Origin of the sequence: Nocardia vinacea NBRC 16497 (assembly GCF_000308835.1) — a bacterium.
Classification (GTDB): domain Bacteria; phylum Actinomycetota; class Actinomycetes; order Mycobacteriales; family Mycobacteriaceae; genus Nocardia; species Nocardia vinacea.
Genome location: NZ_BAGN01000047.1, coordinates 1 through 20489 on the forward strand (window position 1 = coordinate 1; position 20489 = coordinate 20489).

Sequence of the window (20489 nt, forward strand, 5' to 3'; positions counted from 1 at the left end):
GGTCCGCCCCGGTATCGCGATGTACGGCCTGACTCCGATACCCGAACTCGGCGAGTTCGGCCTGCGGCCCGCGATGACCTTTCAAGCCCGAGTCGCCTTGGTCAAAGAGGTCGCCGCAGGTGAGGGCGTCTCCTACGGCCACCAGTGGATCGCTCCGCACGACACCACCGTCGCCCTTGTCCCCGCCGGATACGCCGACGGTGTGTTCCGTCCGTTGAGCAACCGCTTCGCGGTGTGGCTCGGTGGCGGATTGCGCCCGAATGTCGGTCGCATCTGCATGGACCAATTCGTCGTCGATCTGGGCGACAATGCCGCGGGCGTCGTCGAGGGCGATACCGCGATCCTGTTCGGCGCGGACCAACCGCGCGCCCAGGACTGGGCCGATCTGCTCGGCACCATCCACTATGAGATCGTGTGCTCCCCACACGGCCGAGTGGTGCGGCGCCACATAGGGGGATCTCGATGAAAACAGTCGTCCGCGGCGGCCTGGCGACCGCCGGTGTGGTCGGCGCGCTGGCCGGCGCCCACGCCTTGCGCCGCGTCGGCGCCCGCGTGCTCTGGCCCGCCCGCGTCGACGAATACCGCGACGAGAACTTCGACCTGCTCGACGAGGACCGCTCCGGCGCGGTGCTCACCGAGGACGGTGTTCGCCTGGCCACCCGGGAATGCGGCCCGCCCGACGCCCCGGCCACCGTGATCTTCGTGCACGGCTTCTGCAACACCATGGAGTCGTACCACTTCCAGCGCCGTGATCTGGAAAAGCGTTGGGGCACAAGCGCTCGCCTGGTTTTCTTCGATCTGCGCGGCCACGGCCGCTCCGGCACCCCCACCACCGACAGCTGCACCGTCGCCCAACTCGGGCGCGATCTGGCGGCCGTCATCGAGGCGACCGCCCCGACCGGTCCGGTGGTACTGGTCGGTCATTCGCTCGGCGGCATGGCGGTGCTCGCCGCGGCGGCGCAGTTCCCGGAGTTGTTCGCGGCGAGGGTGATCGGAGTCGGTCTGCTCTCGACGGCCGCCGCCGAGGTGACCTCGGCGGGTATCGCGCAGCTGCTGCGCAACCCGGCGGTCGACGGCTTCCGCTTGGCCGTGCACACCGCGCCCGCGTTGGTGCAGGCCGGGCGCAGCACCGTCCGGCATGTGATCGCGCCGATACTGCACGTCAGCTCGTTTCACGGACACGTCAGCCCCACACTGTCGCGTTTCACCACGCTCATGATCGACCGCACACCCGTCGAAACGATCGTGAAATTCCTGAAGGCCATCGAAGTGCACGACGAATCGGCCGCGCTGCCGACCCTCGCGGGCGTGCCGGTGCTGGTGCTCGGCGGCGCGCACGATGTCGTCATTCCGTTCCGCAATTCGCGGGCGCTGGCACGCGAATTGCCCGAGAGCGAACTCGTCCGACTCGATGACGCCGCGCATATGGCGCATATGCAGTTCCCGGATCTCGTCAACGCCGCACTCGACCGGCTGCTCGTACGTGCGGGCGTCATCGAGGACACCCAACCAACCGCGGAGGTCGCCGGTGGCTGAACGGCAGCAACGGATTCTGCCCACGGTCGCCGACACCGAGGCCTTCGGTCGCGAACTCGCCGCAGATCTGGGCGCGGGTGATCTGGTGGTACTCGACGGACCGCTCGGCGCGGGCAAAACCGCGCTGACTCGCGGCATCGCCGAGGGCCTCGGCGTGCAGGGCCGGGTCAGCTCACCGACCTTCATCATCGCCCGCCAGCACCGGGCCGGACAGCGCGAGGGCGCCGCGCCGGTGCCGCTGGTGCATGTGGATGCCTACCGCCTCGGCGGCGATCTGGACGAACTGGACGCCCTGGATCTCGACACCGATCTGCATCAGGCGGTGGTGGTGGTGGAGTGGGGCAAGGGTGTCGTGGAACACCTCGCCGAGCGGCACCTGTACGTGTTGCTTTCGCGCGAACCCAATTCCGAAGTCCGCACCGCGATCTGGGAATGGGTCGGATAGGTCGTGGAGAGGGCCCTCGACCCGGGTTCCGTAACTACCGAGTAGGTCCGCACCACGCCCAGGTACCACCCGGTATCGTTGGGCCAATCATGCTTGTACTAGCCGTCGACACCGCGACACCCGCCGTAACGGCAGGATTGGTGGAACTGGAGCAGGCCACACCCGGCACCGTCGCCTCGGCGCGGGTGCACACCGTCGCCGCTCGCGTCCGGGTCGACGCCCGCGCTCACGCCGAGGTGCTCACTCCGCAAATCCTCGAATGCCTCTCGGAGGCAGATCGTTCCAGGGCCGATATCGAGGCCGTCGTGGTCGGCATCGGTCCGGGTCCGTTCACCGGACTGCGCGTCGGTATGGCGACCGCCGCCGCCTTCGGTGACGCGCTCGGCGTCCCGGTCTACGGAGTGTGCAGCCTCGACGCGATCGCCGCCGACGCGGTGCTCGAACCCTCGCTGCTGCCGGGCAGCACGCCCGAGAGCGAACTGCTCGTGGTCACCGACGCGCGCCGCCGCGAGGTGTACTGGGCCCGCTACCGTGACGGATATCGCATCGAGGGCCCGGAAGTGAGCAAGCCCGGTGACCTGGATCCCGTGCAGGCCACCATGATCGCCGGTTCCGCCTCGCACGTCGACCTGTTCGACCTGCCCGTGCTCCCGGCCGAAACCCCGTCACCAGCCGGTCTGGTGCGGGTCGCGGCCGCCGAACTGCTGGCGCGCGCCGTCCCGGAACCGTTGATCCCGCTGTACCTGCGCAGACCGGATGCGGTGGAACGGAGCTACCGTACGCTCGACCGGACGGGAGCGTGACGGCCATGGAGCCGAGCAGAACCGTGACTCGCATCGAGCCCATGGACGTCGCCGATATCGAGCGCTGTGTCGAACTCGAGCAGTTGTTGTTCCCGGAGGACGATCCATGGCAGGCGGTGTCCTTCCACTCGGAGCTGGCCGGGCCGCACAACCGCTATATCGTCGCGCGTGAAGAGGCCGGACGAATGGTCGGCTATGCGGGGATCGCGCTGCTCGGTGACGCCGAACATCCCGAGGCCGAGGTGCACACCATCGGCGTCGATCCCGGCTGCCATCGCGGCGGTGTCGGCACGATGCTGCTGGAGGCGCTGCTCGCCGAGGCGGGCAAGCGCGGCGGGCCGGTCTTCCTCGAGGTGCGCACCGATAACGCCCCCGCCATCGCGCTCTACGCCAAGCACGGCTTCCACATCATCGGCCTGCGCAAGAACTACTACCACCCCAGCGGCGCCGACGCGTACACCATGCGCAGACCGGAACTGGCAGCGAACCCGGCCTGGGGCCCGCGGCCGGCCGAATCGGCACAACCGAACGAGGTGCTCTCGTGATCGTCATGGGCATCGAAAGTTCCTGCGACGAAACGGGAGTCGGCATTGTGCGCCGACACCCCGACGGCACTTGTGAACTGCTCGCCGACGAGGTCGCCTCCAGCGTCGAACAGCACGCCCGCTTCGGCGGTGTGGTCCCGGAGATCGCCTCGCGCGCACACCTCGAGGCCATCGTGCCCGCGATGCGCCGAGCTCTGGCCGCAGCGGGCATCAGCAAGCCCGACGCACTCGCGGTGACCATCGGACCCGGACTGGCCGGTGCGCTGCTGGTCGGCGTCGCGGCCGCGAAAGCCTATGCGGCAGCGTGGGATGTGCCGTTCTACGCCCTGAACCATCTCGGCGGACATGTCGCGGTGGACACCCTCGAGCACGGCCCGATGCCGCCGTGCGTCGCGCTGCTGGTCTCCGGCGGGCACACGCATCTGCTGCACGTCACCGATCTGGCCGAACCGATCGTCGAACTGGGCAGCACCGTCGACGACGCGGCGGGCGAAGCCTTCGACAAGGTCGCCCGGCTGCTCGGCCTCGGCTTCCCGGGCGGACCCGCGCTGGATGCCGCTGCGGCACACGGCGATCCGAAGGCCATCGCCTTCCCCCGCGGTATGACCGGTCCGCGCGACCCCCGCTACGACTTCTCCTTCTCCGGCCTGAAAACCGCCGTCGCCCGGTACGTCGAGGCGGCCCAGCGCAACGGCTTCACCGCCGACGAACTGCCGATCCCGGACATCGCGGCATCGTTCCAGGAGTCGGTCGCCGACGTACTCACCATGAAGGCGGTACGCGCCGCCCAGGACGTCGGTGTAGAGACCCTGGTCCTCGGCGGCGGTGCCACCGCCAACTCCAGAATCCGCTCGATGGCCGAAGATCGCTGCGCCGCAGCCGGATTGCGCCTGCGCGTCCCCAAACCCCGCCTGTGTACCGACAACGGCGTAATGATCGCCGCCCTCGGCGCCCACGTAATCGCTGGCGGCGCAACCCCATCCCCCCTGACTGTCGCCACCGACCCCGGCCTCCCGGTCTCCGTCAGCCAAGTCAGCGACCCCCGACACTAGGGACGCAATCAAGATCAGGTGGCACTGAGGGCGGTCGTCTCTCGCGTTTTACCGCCATGGTTTCCACATGACCATCTGTCCAGTTGTGCGCGTGCTGGTGCTCCTCGGTCGGGACGGGCGACGGGCGCCTCTCGCGGGCCCACGGAGCGACCCCGCTCGGTCGTCAGGCCAGAGTTGGTGCCCGCCCCGGTTCTACGGGGCGCAACGTCGGTCGTCGGGCCCGAAGTTGGTGCCCGCCCGGGTTCTACGGGGCGCAACGTCGGTCGTCGGGCCCGAGTTGGTGCTCGCTCGGGCCGTCTCCACGGTCCTACGGGGCGCGGTCTCAGTCGTTGGGTCCGACTTGGTGCGCCGACAGGCCCGCACTCGATCCCGAATTCGCCCTGGGTGGGAACGGAATCCGCGATTGTGCAGGCGCCTGCGGGGGCTCCAGTTGTGGCGGCGATGACGCCGGACCACGGTCCTGCCCCGATGATCCCGCACCCGGCGAGTTCGGATTTCCGAACAGCGGTCCGAGTAACTCGGGGAATGGAATGGGCGGCAGGTTCGGATCCGGCCGCAGCGTCGGCGCGGACGGGGAGGTCCCGACGGGCGACGAGGCGGTCGAGGTGGCCGGTTGGCTGCGGTCCGGAGTGAGCGAGGGGATATTGGCGCCGGAGGGCCGGTTGGTGCTTTCCCGGTTCGGGCCGGTGGTCGAAGTGCCGGCACCGGTCGGCGGCACCACCGTCACCGGCGTCGTGGGTAGTTGGGCACTGCTGGTGGTGCCCGCGGGGGAGATCTCGTCGTTCCCGGTCGGTGCGAAGGTCTTCACCCCGTAGCCGATGATCAGCCCGACCACCACGATCGCACCCGCCAGCGTGCCGACGACCTTGGTGAAGGTACCGACCGGCGCGTCGGCGGCACCGACCACCGGGAATACCGACGGCTGCATCGAATCCGCCACCAGCGCGGCACCTTTCGCGATCACCGCCTCCGGATCGTCGATGGTGTGCACCGGAATGTCCAGCGCGCGTTCGAGGGTGGACAGGACGGCCGGAATATTGGCCCCGCCGCCGATCACGATGACGGCCTGCGGGAACGTGGGCGCCCGCGCGAAAACCGCGGCGACGAAAACGGCGATCTCGCGCAGCAGATCCGAGATCAGTTCCTCGAAGTCGGCCCTGGTCAGCTTGAGCGGCTGCCCGGCGACATGATCGATGGTCACGGCGGGCGCGATCGATAGGTGTTCCTTGGCGGCGCGGCCGCGGTTGGTCAGCATGCCCCGGTTGGGGCGGGTGCCGCGCCGGGCGTAGTGCAGATCGACGAGGTGGTGATAGATCAGCTCATCGATGGCGTTGCCGCTGATCGCCGCGGTGCGTTCGGTGCGCAGCATGGTGGAGTCGGCTTGGTCGGCCACGGTGACGCTGAGACCGGTCGCGCCGAGGTCGACGATGGCGACCGTGTCGTAGCGGTCCACGAGTCCGGTGTGCCGCAAATACGTAAGTGCCGCAGTACCTTCCGGCACCAACCGCAGCTCGCGCTGTTTGCCGGTGGCCGACCGGATCACCTGCGCCTGCTCTTTGCTGCGGTAGGCGACCGCGACGCTGGTGGGCGGGCGACCGGCGGCGGAATCGACACCGATCGATTTCGCACCGGCGAAGCGCGCGCCGACCGGATGCGCCGGAAAGGCCACGTCATAGGAGAGTTGCGTGGTCGGAAGCTGGGTGGTCATGAGCTCGATCGAGGACGCGACGAGATCGCCGAGATCGGAGTGGGCCGCGTCCGCGGAAACCACTCGATAGTCGAAACTTTGCGCGCCGTTGGACGCGGTAGCGACCAGCGCCGAGCACACGACCTCGTTACCGGCCGATATGCCGAGGGATGTTCGCATCTCACCTCCCTTCGAGCGGATGGTCATGGTGTCGCCGACCATCTCGAATGGACAGCCGGACAGCTCGCGTGGATGGCGAGCGATCCGGACGCGGGACCGGGCCGACCCGTTGTCCGGATGGGTCGCTGGGACGGCCATAGATCACGTGTGGTCTTGCCCTCTGGTGAAGCTTCTTGTTTGAAAACGCTGGTGTCGTGACGCTGGTACTGACGTTGATCTTGCTCTTGCGGAGCGGGGATTGCTCTGTGGCACTGGGTGTTTCGTGACGCTTGGTGCTCCCCCCACGGCGCCGGTTCGTGACGAACACGGCGAGCGGAGCACGACCGTCGTCAATACTGTCACAATCCGTTATCCGAACGTTACAGATTTGCCGAAGTCTTGGGAAGCCCTCAGGCATCTGGGCGTGGCGTGGCGCACGCGTGTCGGAAAACGACACGCGTAGACGGGGACCAACGGTTTTGGCACAGTCCAACCTTGAGCGCTGGCACTCTCATGTATAGAGTGCTAGTCGGCACTGTGTGATGTGCGTGTGCCAGTTCGACTACTGAGCAGGGGTCCCGGCACCCGCGACGACGGGGCTGATGCGCAGGGTCGAGTTCGAGGGACCGTCGGCGACTGCTTGCGGCCCGCTCGATACAAACCGATACCGATGGTCCGGGACAACAGTTCCGGACGACCGTAAATCCCCTGAAAGTGGAGGGCTCAACGTGGCGAGCGTGAACATCAAGCCGCTCGAGGACAAGATCCTCGTCCAGGCCAACGAGGCCGAGACGACGACGGCCTCCGGCCTGGTCATCCCCGACACGGCGAAGGAGAAGCCGCAGGAGGGCACCGTCATCGCCGTCGGCGAAGGACGCGTCACCGACAAGGGTGACCGCATCCCGGTCGACGTCAAGGAAGGCGACGTCGTCATCTACAGCAAGTACGGCGGCACCGAGATCAAGTACCAGGGCGAGGAATACCTCATCCTGTCGGCGCGCGACATCCTGGCCGTCGTCACCAAGTAGCCGATAGGCACATGCGTTCCGCCCCGGTGTCTTTCGTGACCCGGGGCGGAGTGCGTTCTGCCGCCTGAACAGGAGCGAACAAACACATGCCAAAGCAGATCCAGTTCGACGAGCAGGCTCGTCGCGCTCTCGAGCGCGGCGTCGACAAGCTCGCCGACGCGGTGAAGGTCACCCTCGGGCCGCGTGGTCGCCACGTCGTGCTCGCGAAGGCCTTCGGCGGCCCGACCGTGACCAACGACGGTGTCACCATCGCGCGCGAAATCGACCTCGAGGATCCGTTCGAGAACCTCGGCGCGCAGCTGGTCAAGAGCGTCGCGACCAAGACCAACGATGTCGCCGGTGACGGCACCACCACCGCCACCGTGCTGGCCCAGGCGCTGGTGCGCGCGGGTCTGAAGAACGTTGCGGCGGGCGCGAATCCGATCGTGGTGGGTTCTGGCATCGCCAAGGCCGCCGACGCGGTTTCCGAGGCGCTGCTCGCGCTGGCCACCCCGGTCTCCGGCGAGAAGGCCATCGCGCAGGTCGCCACCGTCTCCTCGCGCGACGAGGAGATCGGCGAAATGGTCGGCAAGGCGCTGACCACCGTCGGCAAGGACGGCGTGGTCACCGTCGAGGAGTCCTCGACGCTGCAGACCGAACTCGTCGTCACCGAGGGCGTCCAGTTCGACAAGGGCTACCTCTCGCCCTACTTCGTCACCGATGCCGACAGCCAGCAGGCCGTCCTCGAGGACGCCTACATCCTGCTGAACCGGGAGAAGATCAGCTCGCTGCCCGATCTGCTCCCGCTGCTGGAGAAGATCGCCGAATCCGGCAAGCCGGTGCTGATCATCGCCGAGGACGTCGAGGGCGAGGCGCTGTCCACCCTGGTGGTCAACTCGATCCGCAAGACCCTCAAGGCCGTTGCGGTGAAGGCCCCGTTCTTCGGTGACCGGCGCAAGGCCTTCCTCGACGACCTCGCCGTCGTCACCGCGGGCACCGTGGTCAACCCGGATCTGGGCATCTCGCTGCGCGAGGCGGGCATCGAGGTGCTCGGCAAGGCGCGTCGCATCGTCGTCACCAAGGACGACACCACGATCATCGACGGTGCCGGCACCGCTGAGGACATCGCGGCCCGTGGGGCGCAGCTGCGGCGCGAGATCGAGGCCACCGATTCCGATTGGGATCGGGAGAAGCTCGAGGAGCGCCTGGCCAAGCTGGCCGGCGGCGTCGCGGTGATCAAGGTCGGCGCGGCCACCGAGACCGCGCTCAAGGAGCGCAAGTACCGGGTCGAGGACGCGGTGAGCGCGGCCAAGGCAGCCGTCGAAGAGGGCATCGTGCCCGGTGGTGGTACCGCCCTGGTGCACGCCGCGGCCAAGCTCGTCGAACTGCGTGACTCGCTCTCCGGCGACGAGGCCATCGGTGTCGAGGCGGTGCGTATCGCACTGTCGGCGCCGCTGTTCTGGATCGCCACCAATGCGGGCGTGGACGGTTCCGTGGTGGTCAGCAAGGTCGCCGACGGCAAGGAGGGCTTCAACGCCGCCACCCTCGCCTACGGTGATCTGCTCACCGACGGTGTCGTGGACCCGGTCAAGGTGACCCGCTCCGCGGTCGTGAACGCGGCGTCGGTGGCCCGGATGATCCTCACCACCGAGAGCGCCGTGGTCGACAAGCCCGCCGAAGAGGAGCACGACCACAGCCACCACGGTCACGCGCACTGAGCGTAGGCCGCACGGCAGAAGGCCCCCGGGACCGCACGTCCCGGGGGCCTTCGTCTTGTGAACAATATGAACGCAATGACGCGCAACAAGTCGAAAAATATCAATCGCGAGAACTGATTCCGACTCCGGTCGGCGAAGTTCTAAGAGGCGACGGGTGGTTGCTCGGCGGCGATGGCGGCGAGCAATCTGGCACGCAGGGCGGCGGGCGGCTGGGCCGCCGTCGCCTCCGCGAGAGTGCCGAGGACTTCCTTCGTCTGCTGGACTTCGGTCATGAATTCCGCGCGTAGTACGGGGTCCTCGCCGTCGAGCACTTCCTGTACCGCATTGTGGTCTTCGTCGTCGATCGATCCGAGCGCGACGGCGTGCGCGAGATCGATCCGGGCTTCGTTCATCTCACGTCACCCCCAAACTTTTCTTCAGTCGTGTCAATCCGTCCCGTATACGGGACTTAACCGTCGGTAACCCTACGCCGAGGAAGTCGGCGACTTCCGCGTAGGTTCGCCCGCCGTAGTAGGCGAGCGAGATTGCTTCCCGCTGAGTCTGTGTCAATGTCCCTAGACCCTGCTGGACAGCCTGCTGCTCGAGCCTTCGCTCTACTTCCTCGGTGACCTCATCGAATTCGTTACCGAGAACCCTTATCCCATAGGCGACTTCGCGCAGGGTATGGGCCTGTTCGGCGCGGACCCGGTCGACGGCCCGCCGGTGGGCGAGGGTCATCAACCATGTCACCGCGGATCCTTTGGTCGCGTCGAAACTGGACGCGGTCCGCCAGATCTGGAGATACACCTCCTGGGTGGTCTCCTCCGCGTAGCCGGGGTCGTGTAGGACGCGTAGCACCAGACCGAACACGCGAGCGCACGTTCGGTCGTACAGCTCGGCGAATGCCTCCTGGTCGGACCGGCCGCAACGTTCGAGAAGTGCGGCGAGCTCGATACTTTCGGCGGCGCGTGCCGTTACCGCAGATTCCACCCGGTTCGACGCAATGGTGGGTGGGATGGCTTCTCTTCGGAACGAGTCGCCCTCTGCGGCCGGCGGCCGCGTTGTCACAACGCTCCATTCTGTGTCATCGGTCACTACCGTAGCGGGCCGCTATCGGACCCCGTGCGGTGGGGTATCTGCGAACCGCATGCGGATCGGCAACTTCCCTGTAAACCTCGACACGCCAGGCGTTTTCTGGAGGGGACACGCCGTGACACGCCGCTGGTTTCGCGAAACGCCGTATGTACAACCGACTTCGGCTTGTGGCCGTCGCCGGGTGTTTGCTAGGCATTCGGCGCGCCGCGCCACATGGATGGGAAGAAGTTGGTTTTAAACGGCCATCCGACGACGGTTGCGTCGAGCGTGCATCTCGCGCTCGGTTTCGGACATACCGCCCCAGATGCCGTAGGGCTCGCTGACTTTGAGTGCGTGGCTGCGGCACTGCATGAGCACCGGGCAGGCCCGGCAGATCTCCTTGGCGCGCATCTCGCGTGCGGTGCGGGCGCGGCCGCGTTCACCGTCCGGATGGAAAAACACCGCGGAGTCCTGGCCTCGGCAGGATCCTCGCATCTGCCAGTCCCAGACGTCCGCGTTCGGTCCGGGAAGGTGGGTCGGCATGGGCATGGTGAACTCCTCGTGGTGCGAGCTCGTCAGCGTTGTCGAGCAGTTGTTCTGCAACAGTTGTGGCCACGGCGCTGGGTCGGCGGCGTGCCATGGGCTCGCCTATTGCGGTCGCTGCAATTTCGCGCGGCGCCGACCGTGGCGATGAGTTACGTTAGGTCCAGGCGCGAAATTCCGTCAATAGTTCGATGCAGCAGTTTTCTAAATCTTAAGCTGCGAAAATTAACCTCGAAGCTGTTTACTTTTTGGACGCATCCGGTAATACTGATCGGTTGGCCAGAGGTCGGTGGGTCTTCGCATGGCGTCAGTATTCCGCATTCCCGCAGGTGGGAACGGGTCGGCGGTTGCAGCCCCGTGTGGTAGCGAGTAGGCGCAGACGTGGGTCCTATCACACCGTCGACGCCGCGCTACGATGTCCGGTCGATCGGAGATGGCAGAAACGGGGCGCTGAGGTTAATTGCGCGAAACGCATGTGAATTCCGGTCACACACGCTATGTGATTGCCGGAAGTACTTTTACTTGATGGAAACATGGCGACGGCAATGAAATGCTCAGTATTAGCCGGAAGTACCTGACGGACGGTTTCTCGGTGCGCGGTCACCAGCGGCGCTCGGGTTAGAGTTCGGCGTGCTCGTGCCTGCTTCCCCTATATATATCGAGTCCGCCATGCTTGCCGACGCGGCTTTCGGCGCTTGCCCCGGCCGTGGCGCTACCGAGTTGCCAACCGCCGCGAACCCGCTCGATTCCTGGCATCGGGCGGTGATTCTCGGTGGTCAGGGTCGCTACGCCGCGGCTCGTGAAGAGTTGCGGGTATTGCGCGCGGGCACCACCGATCCGGTGCTGCTGTCGCTGGCCGCGAGTACCGAGGGCTCGTTTCTGCGTCAGCTCGGCTGGCATGCCCGTGCCGCCGGATACGACGGTCGCGCGGCCGCGTTGATCCTGCCGACGGGGGATGCGGTCGGTCCCGAACGCGTGGACGCGATCTGTGACGCGCTGACCGGTCTCGCGGCCGACGCACTCGGCACCGGCCGTCTGGCGCTCGCCTCCCGCCTGCTCCGGCGCAGTCACGACGCGATGACTCAGGCGCAGTCGCCGCACGGCTGGCGAACGCTGATCCGGTGGCATTGGGTCTGCGCGGAGACCGCACTCGCTTCCGGCGCCGCCGACACGGCCGCACCCCATGCCGCAACGGCCCTCGCATTGGCCGAGGACGGACCGTCCGTACGACACCGGGTCAAGTCCCGGCTCTTGGTCGCCGCGACCGCCGCGGCAGCCGGTGATGTCGAGCACGCGCGAACGCTCGCCGATGAGGTCGCCGAGCAGTGTCGCGAGCACGGATTGCTCCCATTGCGTTGGGCCAGTTCGATGTTGCGCTCCGGGGTGTTCACGGGGGCTCGCGCGAGCGCGGCCGCGACCGATGCGCAGGGGTGCGCGCAGACCATCGGCCGTCGTGGCGGGCGCTTTCGTCCCATGAGTGATTCCCGAGTCTGATCAAGACACCACCGTGTTGCCCGGATCCACGGGTTGTATCGCTATTGTTAGACCCGTTCCGCCCCTTCGGCGGAAGCACTGGTCATCACTGCCGGTGCCACTTGTAACGCCAGGAAATTCTCTGACGATGACGAACACGGGCGAAGAGTTGGACCTCGCCGTCGCTGCCGCTGCGCAGGGCGACAGATCCGCTTTAGCCCAGGTACTCGAATTGGTCCGCCCGTTGGTGGTGCGCTATTGCCGCGCGCGGATCGGCGCCGCGGAGCGTGGACAACTCTCTGCGGACGACGTTGCGCAGGAGGTATGTCTGGCCGTGATGACAGCTCTGCCCCGGTATCAGGACCAGGGCAGGCCCTTCATGGCCTTCGTATACGGAATCGCTTCGCACAAGGTTGCCGACGCTCATCGCAACGCCGCCCGTAACAAGGCGGAGGCAATGGCCGAAGTACCAGATGTCATATCCACCGACCAGGGGCCGGAACAGCGAGCTCTCGAGTCCGAAACGAGCAGGCAGATGAATAGCCTGCTCGCGACGCTTCCGGAGAAGCATCGAGAGATTCTGATCCTGCGTTTGGTCATGGGTTTGTCAGCAGAAGAAACCGCAGTCGCCGTGGGCAGTACGGCGGGTGCGATACGCGTCGCCCAACATCGGGCGCTCGCGAAACTGAAGTCACAAGTGGCGAGGGCAGGTGAAATGTATGGCTAGGGATGGCGAGCGCGGTCGGGGCGACTGGAAGGCGCGACGTGGATCGCGGAATAGCGGTCCCTACGCCGGGAGTGGTGACACCGGTCCGGTGGACATCGCGGCGGTGCGCAGAGACGATGCGCTGATCGATGCCATTGCTAGCAACGGCCCGGTACAGACCGACAGCGCGGAGGAGTTTCAGCTCGCGTCGCTGCTGGCGGACTGGCGAGCGGAGCTGGTTTCTCCGCCGTTACCCGCTGAACCGAACCTCGATGAGATCGTTGCCGCGGTCAATCAGGAGATCGGTGCCCGGCAGGTCCGGATCGGTGCGCAGTCCGGTGGGCGACTACGGCTTATCCGTCCGATGCTCGGGACGGCTGCCGCGCTGGCGCTGGTCATCGGTGGTCTGTCGGCGTTCTCCTATGGCGCCGCTCCGGGTGATCCGCTCTGGCGGGTCAAGGAAGTCGTGTTCAGCGAACAGGCTCAGTCGACCGTGGTACAGCGTGCCGACAGCGATCTGGCCACCGCGAAAGTGGCACTCGCTCAGGACAATCCGGAGCAGGCCAGGGCAAAGCTGGAGGGCGCCAAGGCGAATGCCGAGCTGATCGACGATCCGGTCAAGCGGGACAAGCGAATCAACGAATTCAACCTCTTGCTCGCGGAGTTGAACAAGATCGCTCCGGAGATCGGGAAGTCGTTCGCGGCGAGCACGACACCGACGACGACACCCAACCCGGCGGCAACCGATGGCACCAACTCGCCGACCACCAAGCCTTCCGGCGATGCTGGTTCTACCTCTTCGGTGGTGCCGCCGGTCGATACGAAGGTGCCGACGACGGAACCGAACACACCGGGTATGTCGACACCGCCGACATCCGCGCCGCCGGTGAGCACTCCTGCTCCCGAACAGCCCACCCAGCCCAGTCGTCCGACTCAGGCTCCGCCGACCACCGTGGGAACCCAGCCCACGGGGGTCGTGCCGAGCGTGGATTCCGGCCCGCCCGCGCAACCCCCGACTCATCAGCAGCCGCCGACCTTCGTGGTTCCCACCGGTTTGCCGTCTTTGCCGGGGTTGCCCGGATCGGGGCCGGCCACCTAATCGGAGTCGATACTCCAACAGCGCTTTGGTTCGTGAGAAGCGCTCGATCCAGCAGAAGCGCTGTGGCGGATGTATATCCGCCACTTCCGCGCGTGCGTGGGTGCGCGGACATTCGAATTGTTGTGCATGAACCGATCGCCGACCGGCGGTCGGCTTTTTGTCTGTAAGCTATTTCACATCGCGCCCGCGCGTCAGCGCGGTGTGTGGGCGCGCGATGTCAGCTGTCGAACCCGTCGAATCCGTCGCCGTGGAAGGCCTCGTTCATCGAGGCATCCGCGTACCCCCGGCAGTAATCCCAGGTGACATACGCTTCCGGCATCGGGTCGTAGGCGGGCTCGTGCGGGCGCACTGTGCCGTCGACCAGCAGCTGAAGCAGGTTGGCGCGCAGCATATCCCAGTCGTGGTAGTGATCTTGTCTGCAATCTTCGCAGCTGACCACGAGTCCTCGGATGCCACGGTGCGCTAGTAGTGCCTCATACACCGCAAGGTCGGCGAGATCCTCCTCGACCGCAAGGCGCTCGTGGGGATCCAGCGGTTCACCGGGCTCGATGGCATCGAGCGCGGCGGACGGGTCGGAGGGGTCTCCGGCGAACGGATCCGGCGGCAAGCCAGGTGGTAGATGGTCACGCACACCCCCACGGTACGCAGAACAGGGTGCTCTTCGCCAGCTATGTGGCGCGCCAGTTTCCGTGGTGGGCTCAGTTCCGTGAGCGAGCGCAGCGAGTGAACCATAGGCACAGGCGCTCACGCGCACGACGGAGCCGAGCGTCAGCGAGGCGCAGTCGTGAGCGTGTTTGCGGGACAGATACCATGGGTGACAGGCCCCGGCCAGTATCCGACAGCGCTGGCGGAGCCGCCACCGTCCATCCCATCAGCTTCCACGACGCCGGCCATCCCGGCGTTCGTTGCTTTCGACGTCCAGGAGGAGTCGATCCGAATGAGTAATCCCGTATCGGGCGAACGAATCGCGGTCCGCCCTCCTACGGGTGGTGACGATCCGAACAAGATCGCCATGCTCGGCCTCACGTTCGACGATGTGCTGTTGCTACCGGCCGCTTCGGATCTCATCCCGAGCTCGGTGGAAACCTCCAGCCAGCTGACCCGCGAGATCCGGTTGCGCACCCCGCTCTGCAGTTCCGCCATGGACACCGTGACCGAGGCGCGGATGGCCATCTCCATGGCGCGTGCGGGCGGCATGGGTGTGTTGCACCGCAATCTGGCCGTCGCCGATCAGGCCGCGCAGGTCGAGACCGTCAAGCGGTCCGAGGCGGGCATGGTCACCGATCCGGTGACCTGTCGCCCGACCGACACCCTGGCCGAGGTCGACGCGATGTGCGCTCGCTTCCGCATTTCCGGCCTGCCGGTGGTGGATGAGATCGGCGCGCTTGTGGGCATTATCACCAACCGCGATATGCGTTTCGAGGTGGATCAGAACCGGCGGGTCGCCGATGTGATGACCAAGGCGCCGTTGATCACCGCGCAGGAGGGCGTCACCGCCGAGGCCGCACTCGGTCTGCTGCGTCGCCACAAGATCGAGAAGCTGCCGATCGTCGACGGTAACGGCCGCCTGCGCGGACTCATCACCGTCAAGGACTTCGTCAAGACCGATCAGTACCCGAACGCCACCAAGGACCGTGACGGCCGCCTGCTCGTCGGCGCCGCGATCGGTGTCGGCGAGGACTCCTGGTCGCGCGCCATGACTTTGGCCGACGCCGGGGTGGACGTGCTCATCGTCGATACTGCGCACGGCCATCAGGCCGGTGTGCTGCAGATGGTGACCAAGGTCAAGGCCGAGGTCGGCGACCGCATCCAGATCGTCGGCGGCAATGTGGCAACCAGGGCCGGTGCGGCCGCGCTGGTCGAGGCCGGTGCGGATGCGGTGAAGGTCGGTGTCGGTCCCGGCTCCATCTGCACCACCCGCGTGGTCGCCGGTGTCGGCGCGCCGCAGATCACCGCGATCCTCGAGGCCGTCGCCGCGTGCAAGCCGTACGGCGTTCCGGTGATCGCCGACGGTGGCATCCAGTTCTCCGGTGATATCGCCAAGGCCATCGCGGCGGGCGCGTCCACCGTGATGCTCGGCTCGCTGCTGGCCGGTACCGCCGAGTCGCCGGGTGAGCTGATCCTGGTGGGCGGCAAGCAGTTCAAGAGCTACCGCGGCATGGGTTCGCTGGGCGCCATGCAGGGCCGCGGCCAGGCCAAGTCCTACTCCAAGGACCGCTACTTCCAGGACGACGTGCTCGCCGAGGACAAGCTGGTGCCCGAGGGCATCGAGGGACGGGTGCCGTTCCGCGGACCGGTCAACCAGGTGATCCATCAGCTCGTCGGCGGGCTGCGGGCGGCCATGGGCTACACCGGGTCGCAGTCCATCGCGGATCTGCAGGAGGCGCAGTTCGTGCAGATCACCGCGGCGGGGCTCAAAGAGAGCCACCCGCATGACATCACGATGACCGTCGAGGCGCCCAATTACACTGGTCGCGGCTAGCCTGCTTGACGGGTTGTGTACTGGACGGAATGGTCCGTGCATGATTGACCGTGTTCGCGGTCATCGAGGTACACAGCCGAGGGCCTCGCGAGGTGGAGGGCACAGGATCACGAGTCCTTACCTGACGCTCCGGGCGTAGTCGCCTGTCGGCGATGGACCGCTCAGTATGGCTCTACGAATAATGACGATCGACGACCCGATCGGCGACTACGAATATTCGTGCGTCAGATTCGTCTGGCGCGCCATAGCTGACGTGATCGGCACCTGAGGCGACCACAACGGAGCGAGTCTTACGAGCGACCCGTTCGCGGCCCGTCTCGTGTCCGCGCCAAAGGCGCGGCCATCGACTCAGCCGAGTCGTCGAAGCGCATACGACGCAGTCGTATGTCTCGACGGCTCGGACGCGAGACACCAGGGGCCGCGAACACGCAGCGCCGAAGGCGCTGCCAAAGATAAGGAGAACAAGCGTGCGCGACATGGTCGAGATCGGTATGGGTCGGACCGCCCGGCGTACCTATGAACTGGACGATGTCGATATCGTCCCGTCGCGGCGGACTCGTTCGTCGAAGCAGGTATCGCTGGCGTGGCAGTTGGACGCCTACCGATTCGAGATCCCGTTCCTGGCGCACCCGACCGATGCGCTGGTCTCGCCGGAATTCGCCATCGAACTCGGCAGGCTCGGTGGACTCGGCGTCATCAACGGCGAGGGGCTGTGGGCCCGGCACGCCGACGTCGCCGCGAAGATCGACCAGCTGCTCGAACTCGTCGCCAAGGGCGGCTACGAGCGTGCCGTTGGGCTGCTGCAGGAACTGCATGCCGCGCCGATGCAGCCGGATCTGCTGGCCGCCGCGGTCGCGCAGGTGCGGGCCGCCGGTGTGACGGTCGCGGTGCGGGTGAGCCCGCAGAACGCCCGCGCGCTGACCCCGGCGCTGCTGCAGGCCGGTATCGACCTACTCGTGGTGCACGGCACCATCATCTCCGCCGAACACGTCGGCGACGGTGAGCCGTTGAACCTGAAGACCTTCATCGCCGAACTGGATGTGCCGGTGGTGGCCGGTGGCGTGAGCGATCACAAGACCGCGTTGCACCTGATGCGCACCGGCGCCGCGGGCGTCATCGTCGGCTACGGTTCCTACCCCGGCGCGACGACCACCGGCGAGGTGCTCGGCATCGGGGTGCCGATGGCCACCGCCATCGCCGATGCCGCCGCCGCGCGTCGCGACTATCTGGACGAGACCGGCGGCCGCTATGTGCACGTGATCGCCGACGGTGATATCGCCACCTCGGGTCAGTTGGCCAAGGCCATCGCCTGTGGCGCCGATGCCGCCATGCTGGGGGTACCGCTGGCGCTGGCCGCCGAGGCGCCCGGTCGCGGTTGGTACTGGCCGTCCTCGGCCGCGCATCCGTCGGTGCCGCGCGGTTCGCTGCTGCACGTGGAGGATCCGTGGGATCTGGGCGGCGAGCTGTCCGGTGACACCGGCGAGACGGTGCGTCCGAGTCTGGAGCGGGTGCTGTACGGACCCTCCGACGACCCGTTCGGCTCGCTGAATCTCGTTGGTGGCCTGCGTCGTTCGATGGCCAAGGCAGGCTACTCCGACCTCAAGGAATTCCAGCGGGTCGGCCTCAGCGTGCGCGCGTGACCCCCTCGGCCCGCCGAGCGTAGTCGAATGGTGGTCGTCGAGGCAGTTCCGAGCTGCCATTCGACTACCGTCGGCGCTCGGGCGGGTCACCGGACATGGGTGGGGACTGTGCGGTCGCGGAGGAACTGTCGGATGGCGTGGTTGACGGGGTCGGGGTGGGTCATGGTGACCGCCAGGCGCGCACCCGCGATCTCGACGAAGGTCGATGCGGTGAGACCGGCGGCCAGCTGCTGGGCACGCTCGCGGGCGATGCCGCTGTCGGTGGCGTGAATCACCAAGGCGGGGCAGGTGATTTCGGATAAGCGGTCCGATACCGAATCGCGGCCGAGCAGACAGCCTGCGGCGACCTCGATGCCTTGGCGGTCGCGGACCAGCCACCGCTTGGTCCAGATCGCCCGGTACCACTCGTCATCGCCGATCAGCCAATACGCGAGCTGTTCGACGGCCTCCTGCCGGGAGCCGTCGTCGTACCACTCGTCCAGGAATTTCTGGGTCGCGGTGGATTGTTCGGGCGTCGGGCCGTGCGCCTCGGTGCTGATCAGGATCAGCGCGGAAACCCGCTCGGGTGCGATGAGCGCGGTGCGCAGCGCGGTGAATCCCCCTTGCGCGGTGCCGCCGAATACGGCGCGTTCGGCGCCGAGATGGTCGAGCACGGTGAGGGCGTCGCGCGCGGCGGTCCAGTAGGTGAACGGCAGCCCCTGGTCCCTGGTGCGGCCGTGTCCGCGCGCATCCCAGGACACGATCCGGAATTCCGGTGCGAGCGCGGCCATCTGGGATGCGAACATCGTTCGGTCCATGAAGAATTCGTGTGCTAGTAAGACCACCGGACCGTCGCCGCCGCTGTCCTCGTAGTGGATGTCGGCGTCTATCGCGCGGGCGAAGGGCACGGCTTGAGGATAACCAGCAGTGCGGGGGCGCGCGGGACGATTTCCGCCGGTCACTAAACTGTTCGAGTGGCAGAAACTCAGAGACCGGTCCTCGTCGTCGACTTCGGCGCACAGTACGCCCAGCTGATCGCCCGGCGGGTCCGTGAATCGAGTGTGTATTCGGAGGTGATCCCGCATACCGCCACGGTGGACGAGATCGCCGAGAAGCAGCCGCTCGCGGTGATTCTGTCCGGCGGACCGTCCAGCGTGTACGCCGAGGGCGCACCGCAGCTGGACGCGCGGCTGTTCGATCTCGACATCCCGGTCTTCGGCATCTGCTACGGCTTCCAGGCCATGGCGCAGGCGCTCGGCGGCACGGTCTCGCATACCGGCACCCGCGAATACGGTCGCACCGACCTCAATATCGATGGCGGTCTGCTGCACGGCGGACTGCCCACCAAACAGCGGGTGTGGATGAGCCACGGCGATGCGGTCACCGACGCGCCCGAGGGCTTCGAGGTCACCGGCACCAGCGCGGGCGCTCCGGTCGCCGCATTCGAGAACCGGGCCCGCAAGCTGGCCGGTGTGCAGTACCACCCGGAGGTGCTGCACTCGCCGCACGGTCAGCAGGTGCTCAGCCGCTTCCTGCACGAACTCGCCGGCATCCCCGCCACGTGGACCCCGGCCAACATCGCCGAATCGCTGATCACTTCGGTGCGCGAGCAGATCGGTGACGGCCATGCGATCTGCGGGCTGTCCGGCGGTGTGGACAGCGCGGTCGCCGCAGCGCTGGTGCAGCGCGCGATCGGCGACCGGCTGACCTGTGTGTTCGTCGATCACGGCCTGTTGCGGGCGGGAGAGCGCGAGCAGGTGCAGCAGGACTTCGTCGCCGCGACCGGCGCCAAGCTGGTGACCGTCGACGCAGTGGACAAGTTCCTCGGTGAGCTGAAGGGCGTTACCGATCCGGAGGAGAAGCGCAAGACCATCGGCCGGGAGTTCATCCGGTCGTTCGAGGATGCGGTCTCCGAGGTCGTCGTCGAACAGAGCGGCGGCGCCAAGCCGGAGGTCGAATTCCTGGTGCAGGGCACGCTCTACCCGGACGTCGTCGAATCCGGTGGCGGCAGCGGCACCGCGAATATCAAGAGCCACCACAATGTCGGCGGTCTACCCGACGATCTGGAGTTCGACCTCGTCGAACCGCTGCGGTTGCTGTTCAAGGACGAGGTGCGCGCGGTCGGCCGCGAACTCGGGTTGCCCGAGGAAATCGTTGCCCGCCAGCCGTTCCCGGGTCCCGGCCTGGCCATCCGCATTGTCGGCGAGGTCACCGCGGACCGTCTGGAGACGCTGCGACAGGCCGATGCCATCGCACGCGAGGAGTTGACCGCCGCCGGCCTCGATCGCCAGATCTGGCAGTGCCCGGTGGTGCTGCTCGCGGATGTGCGCAGCGTCGGTGTGCAGGGCGACGGCCGCACCTACGGTCACCCGATCGTGTTGCGTCCGGTCTCCAGCGAGGACGCCATGACCGCCGACTGGACCCGGCTGCCCTATGACGTACTCGAGCGCATTTCCACCCGCATCACCAATGAGGTGGCCGAGGTCAACCGGGTTGTCCTCGATGTGACGAGCAAGCCGCCGGGCACTATCGAATGGGAGTGACCCCGCAATCGGGCCTGAT

The 20489-nt window shown here is 66.8% G+C and carries 20 protein-coding genes; 14 read left to right on the forward strand and 6 right to left on the reverse strand.

Going from position 1 to position 20489, the window contains the following annotated elements; genetic code table 11:
- The 6 genes from ON44_RS05495 to tsaD all read left to right on the forward strand — a co-directional run.
- On the forward strand, positions 1-466 hold a 466-nt coding region (locus tag ON44_RS05495; protein WP_040686716.1), incomplete at its 5' end, for an alanine racemase.
- Entirely contained in the window at positions 463-1536 is a 1074-nt protein-coding gene (locus ON44_RS05500; protein WP_040686717.1) for an alpha/beta fold hydrolase, read from the forward strand. The genes ON44_RS05495 and ON44_RS05500, both read left to right, overlap by 4 nt.
- Positions 1529-1981: a tRNA (adenosine(37)-N6)-threonylcarbamoyltransferase complex ATPase subunit type 1 TsaE gene (gene tsaE / locus ON44_RS05505; RefSeq protein ID WP_040686718.1), complete on the forward strand. Its 453-nt coding sequence runs from the start codon at positions 1529-1531 to the stop codon at positions 1979-1981. The genes ON44_RS05500 and tsaE overlap by 8 nt, the downstream gene beginning before the upstream one ends.
- Before the next feature lie 89 nt (positions 1982-2070).
- Positions 2071-2784 carry a tRNA (adenosine(37)-N6)-threonylcarbamoyltransferase complex dimerization subunit type 1 TsaB gene (tsaB, locus tag ON44_RS05510; RefSeq protein ID WP_040686719.1) on the forward strand — a complete coding sequence of 238 codons (714 nt, stop codon included), beginning with the start codon at positions 2071-2073 and terminating at the stop codon, positions 2782-2784.
- Positions 2785-2789: 5 nt separating this feature from the next.
- On the forward strand, positions 2790-3329 hold the full coding sequence (gene rimI / locus ON44_RS05515; protein ID WP_040686720.1) for a ribosomal protein S18-alanine N-acetyltransferase: 540 nt from the start codon (positions 2790-2792) through the stop codon (positions 3327-3329).
- Positions 3326-4381: a tRNA (adenosine(37)-N6)-threonylcarbamoyltransferase complex transferase subunit TsaD gene (tsaD, locus tag ON44_RS05520; protein ID WP_040686721.1), complete on the forward strand. Its 1056-nt coding sequence runs from the start codon at positions 3326-3328 to the stop codon at positions 4379-4381. The genes rimI and tsaD overlap by 4 nt, the downstream gene beginning before the upstream one ends.
- Positions 4382-4703: 322 nt before the next feature.
- Here the strand turns inward: tsaD and ON44_RS05525 are convergent, their stop codons facing one another.
- Entirely contained in the window at positions 4704-6248 is a 1545-nt protein-coding gene (locus ON44_RS05525) for a DUF7159 family protein (RefSeq protein ID WP_040686741.1), read from the reverse strand.
- A gap of 707 nt (positions 6249-6955) precedes the next feature.
- On the opposite strand from ON44_RS05525, the gene groES reads away from it, so the two are divergent.
- Together groES and groL are read left to right on the forward strand one after the other, a co-directional pair.
- Positions 6956-7255, forward strand: coding sequence for a co-chaperone GroES (gene groES, locus ON44_RS05530; RefSeq protein ID WP_040686722.1), 300 nt, complete (start codon positions 6956-6958; stop codon positions 7253-7255).
- An 86-nt stretch (positions 7256-7341) separates the two neighbouring features.
- Positions 7342-8952 carry a chaperonin GroEL gene (gene groL, locus ON44_RS05535; RefSeq protein ID WP_040686723.1) on the forward strand — a complete coding sequence of 537 codons (1611 nt, stop codon included), beginning with the start codon at positions 7342-7344 and terminating at the stop codon, positions 8950-8952.
- Between the two features lie 140 nt (positions 8953-9092).
- On the opposite strand, the gene ON44_RS05540 is transcribed toward groL, so the two are convergent.
- From ON44_RS05540 to ON44_RS05550, 3 genes are all read right to left on the reverse strand, one after another.
- Positions 9093-9344 (reverse strand): RskA family anti-sigma factor, encoded by a 252-nt coding sequence (locus ON44_RS05540; RefSeq protein ID WP_040686724.1) that lies wholly within the window; start codon positions 9342-9344, stop codon positions 9093-9095.
- 1 nt (position 9345) lies between these two features.
- The gene (locus ON44_RS05545; protein ID WP_040686725.1) at positions 9346-9921 is read right to left on the reverse strand and encodes a sigma-70 family RNA polymerase sigma factor; all 576 of its coding nucleotides are present in this window, start codon (positions 9919-9921) and stop codon (positions 9346-9348) included.
- 339 nt (positions 9922-10260) lie between these two features.
- Positions 10261-10554, reverse strand: a complete 294-nt coding sequence (locus ON44_RS05550; RefSeq protein ID WP_014981828.1) for a WhiB family transcriptional regulator — start codon at positions 10552-10554, stop codon at positions 10261-10263.
- A 663-nt stretch (positions 10555-11217) separates the two neighbouring features.
- On the opposite strand from ON44_RS05550, the gene ON44_RS05555 reads away from it, so the two are divergent.
- The 3 genes from ON44_RS05555 (at position 11218) to ON44_RS05565 (ending at position 13826) form a co-directional block, all read left to right on the forward strand.
- Positions 11218-12042 carry a hypothetical protein gene (locus tag ON44_RS05555; protein ID WP_040686726.1) on the forward strand — a complete coding sequence of 275 codons (825 nt, stop codon included), beginning with the start codon at positions 11218-11220 and terminating at the stop codon, positions 12040-12042.
- Positions 12043-12169: 127 nt separating this feature from the next.
- The gene (locus tag ON44_RS05560; RefSeq protein ID WP_040686727.1) at positions 12170-12748 is read left to right on the forward strand and encodes a sigma-70 family RNA polymerase sigma factor; all 579 of its coding nucleotides are present in this window, start codon (positions 12170-12172) and stop codon (positions 12746-12748) included.
- Positions 12741-13826 (forward strand): anti-sigma-D factor RsdA, encoded by a 1086-nt coding sequence (locus tag ON44_RS05565; protein WP_040686728.1) that lies wholly within the window; start codon positions 12741-12743, stop codon positions 13824-13826. The genes ON44_RS05560 and ON44_RS05565 overlap by 8 nt, the downstream gene beginning before the upstream one ends.
- Positions 13827-14043: 217 nt before the next feature.
- Here the strand turns inward: ON44_RS05565 and ON44_RS05570 are convergent, their stop codons facing one another.
- On the reverse strand, positions 14044-14457 hold the full coding sequence (locus ON44_RS05570) for a DUF5319 domain-containing protein (RefSeq protein ID WP_040686729.1): 414 nt from the start codon (positions 14455-14457) through the stop codon (positions 14044-14046).
- A gap of 306 nt (positions 14458-14763) precedes the next feature.
- Here ON44_RS05570 and guaB point away from each other — a divergent pair, with 306 nt between their 5' ends.
- Together guaB and ON44_RS05580 are read left to right on the forward strand one after the other, a co-directional pair.
- Complete coding sequence (gene guaB, locus ON44_RS05575) at positions 14764-16308, forward strand: IMP dehydrogenase (RefSeq protein WP_083897672.1); 1545 nt, start codon at positions 14764-14766, stop codon at positions 16306-16308.
- Between the two features lie 467 nt (positions 16309-16775).
- Complete coding sequence (locus ON44_RS05580; RefSeq protein ID WP_040686730.1) at positions 16776-17948, forward strand: GuaB3 family IMP dehydrogenase-related protein; 1173 nt, start codon at positions 16776-16778, stop codon at positions 17946-17948.
- An 86-nt stretch (positions 17949-18034) separates the two neighbouring features.
- On the opposite strand, the gene ON44_RS05585 is transcribed toward ON44_RS05580, so the two are convergent.
- Positions 18035-18835 (reverse strand): alpha/beta fold hydrolase, encoded by an 801-nt coding sequence (locus ON44_RS05585; RefSeq protein ID WP_040686731.1) that lies wholly within the window; start codon positions 18833-18835, stop codon positions 18035-18037.
- 66 nt (positions 18836-18901) lie between these two features.
- On the opposite strand from ON44_RS05585, the gene guaA reads away from it, so the two are divergent.
- Positions 18902-20470, forward strand: coding sequence for a glutamine-hydrolyzing GMP synthase (gene guaA / locus ON44_RS05590; protein WP_040686732.1), 1569 nt, complete (start codon positions 18902-18904; stop codon positions 20468-20470).
- Positions 20471-20489: the final 19 nt, after the last annotated feature.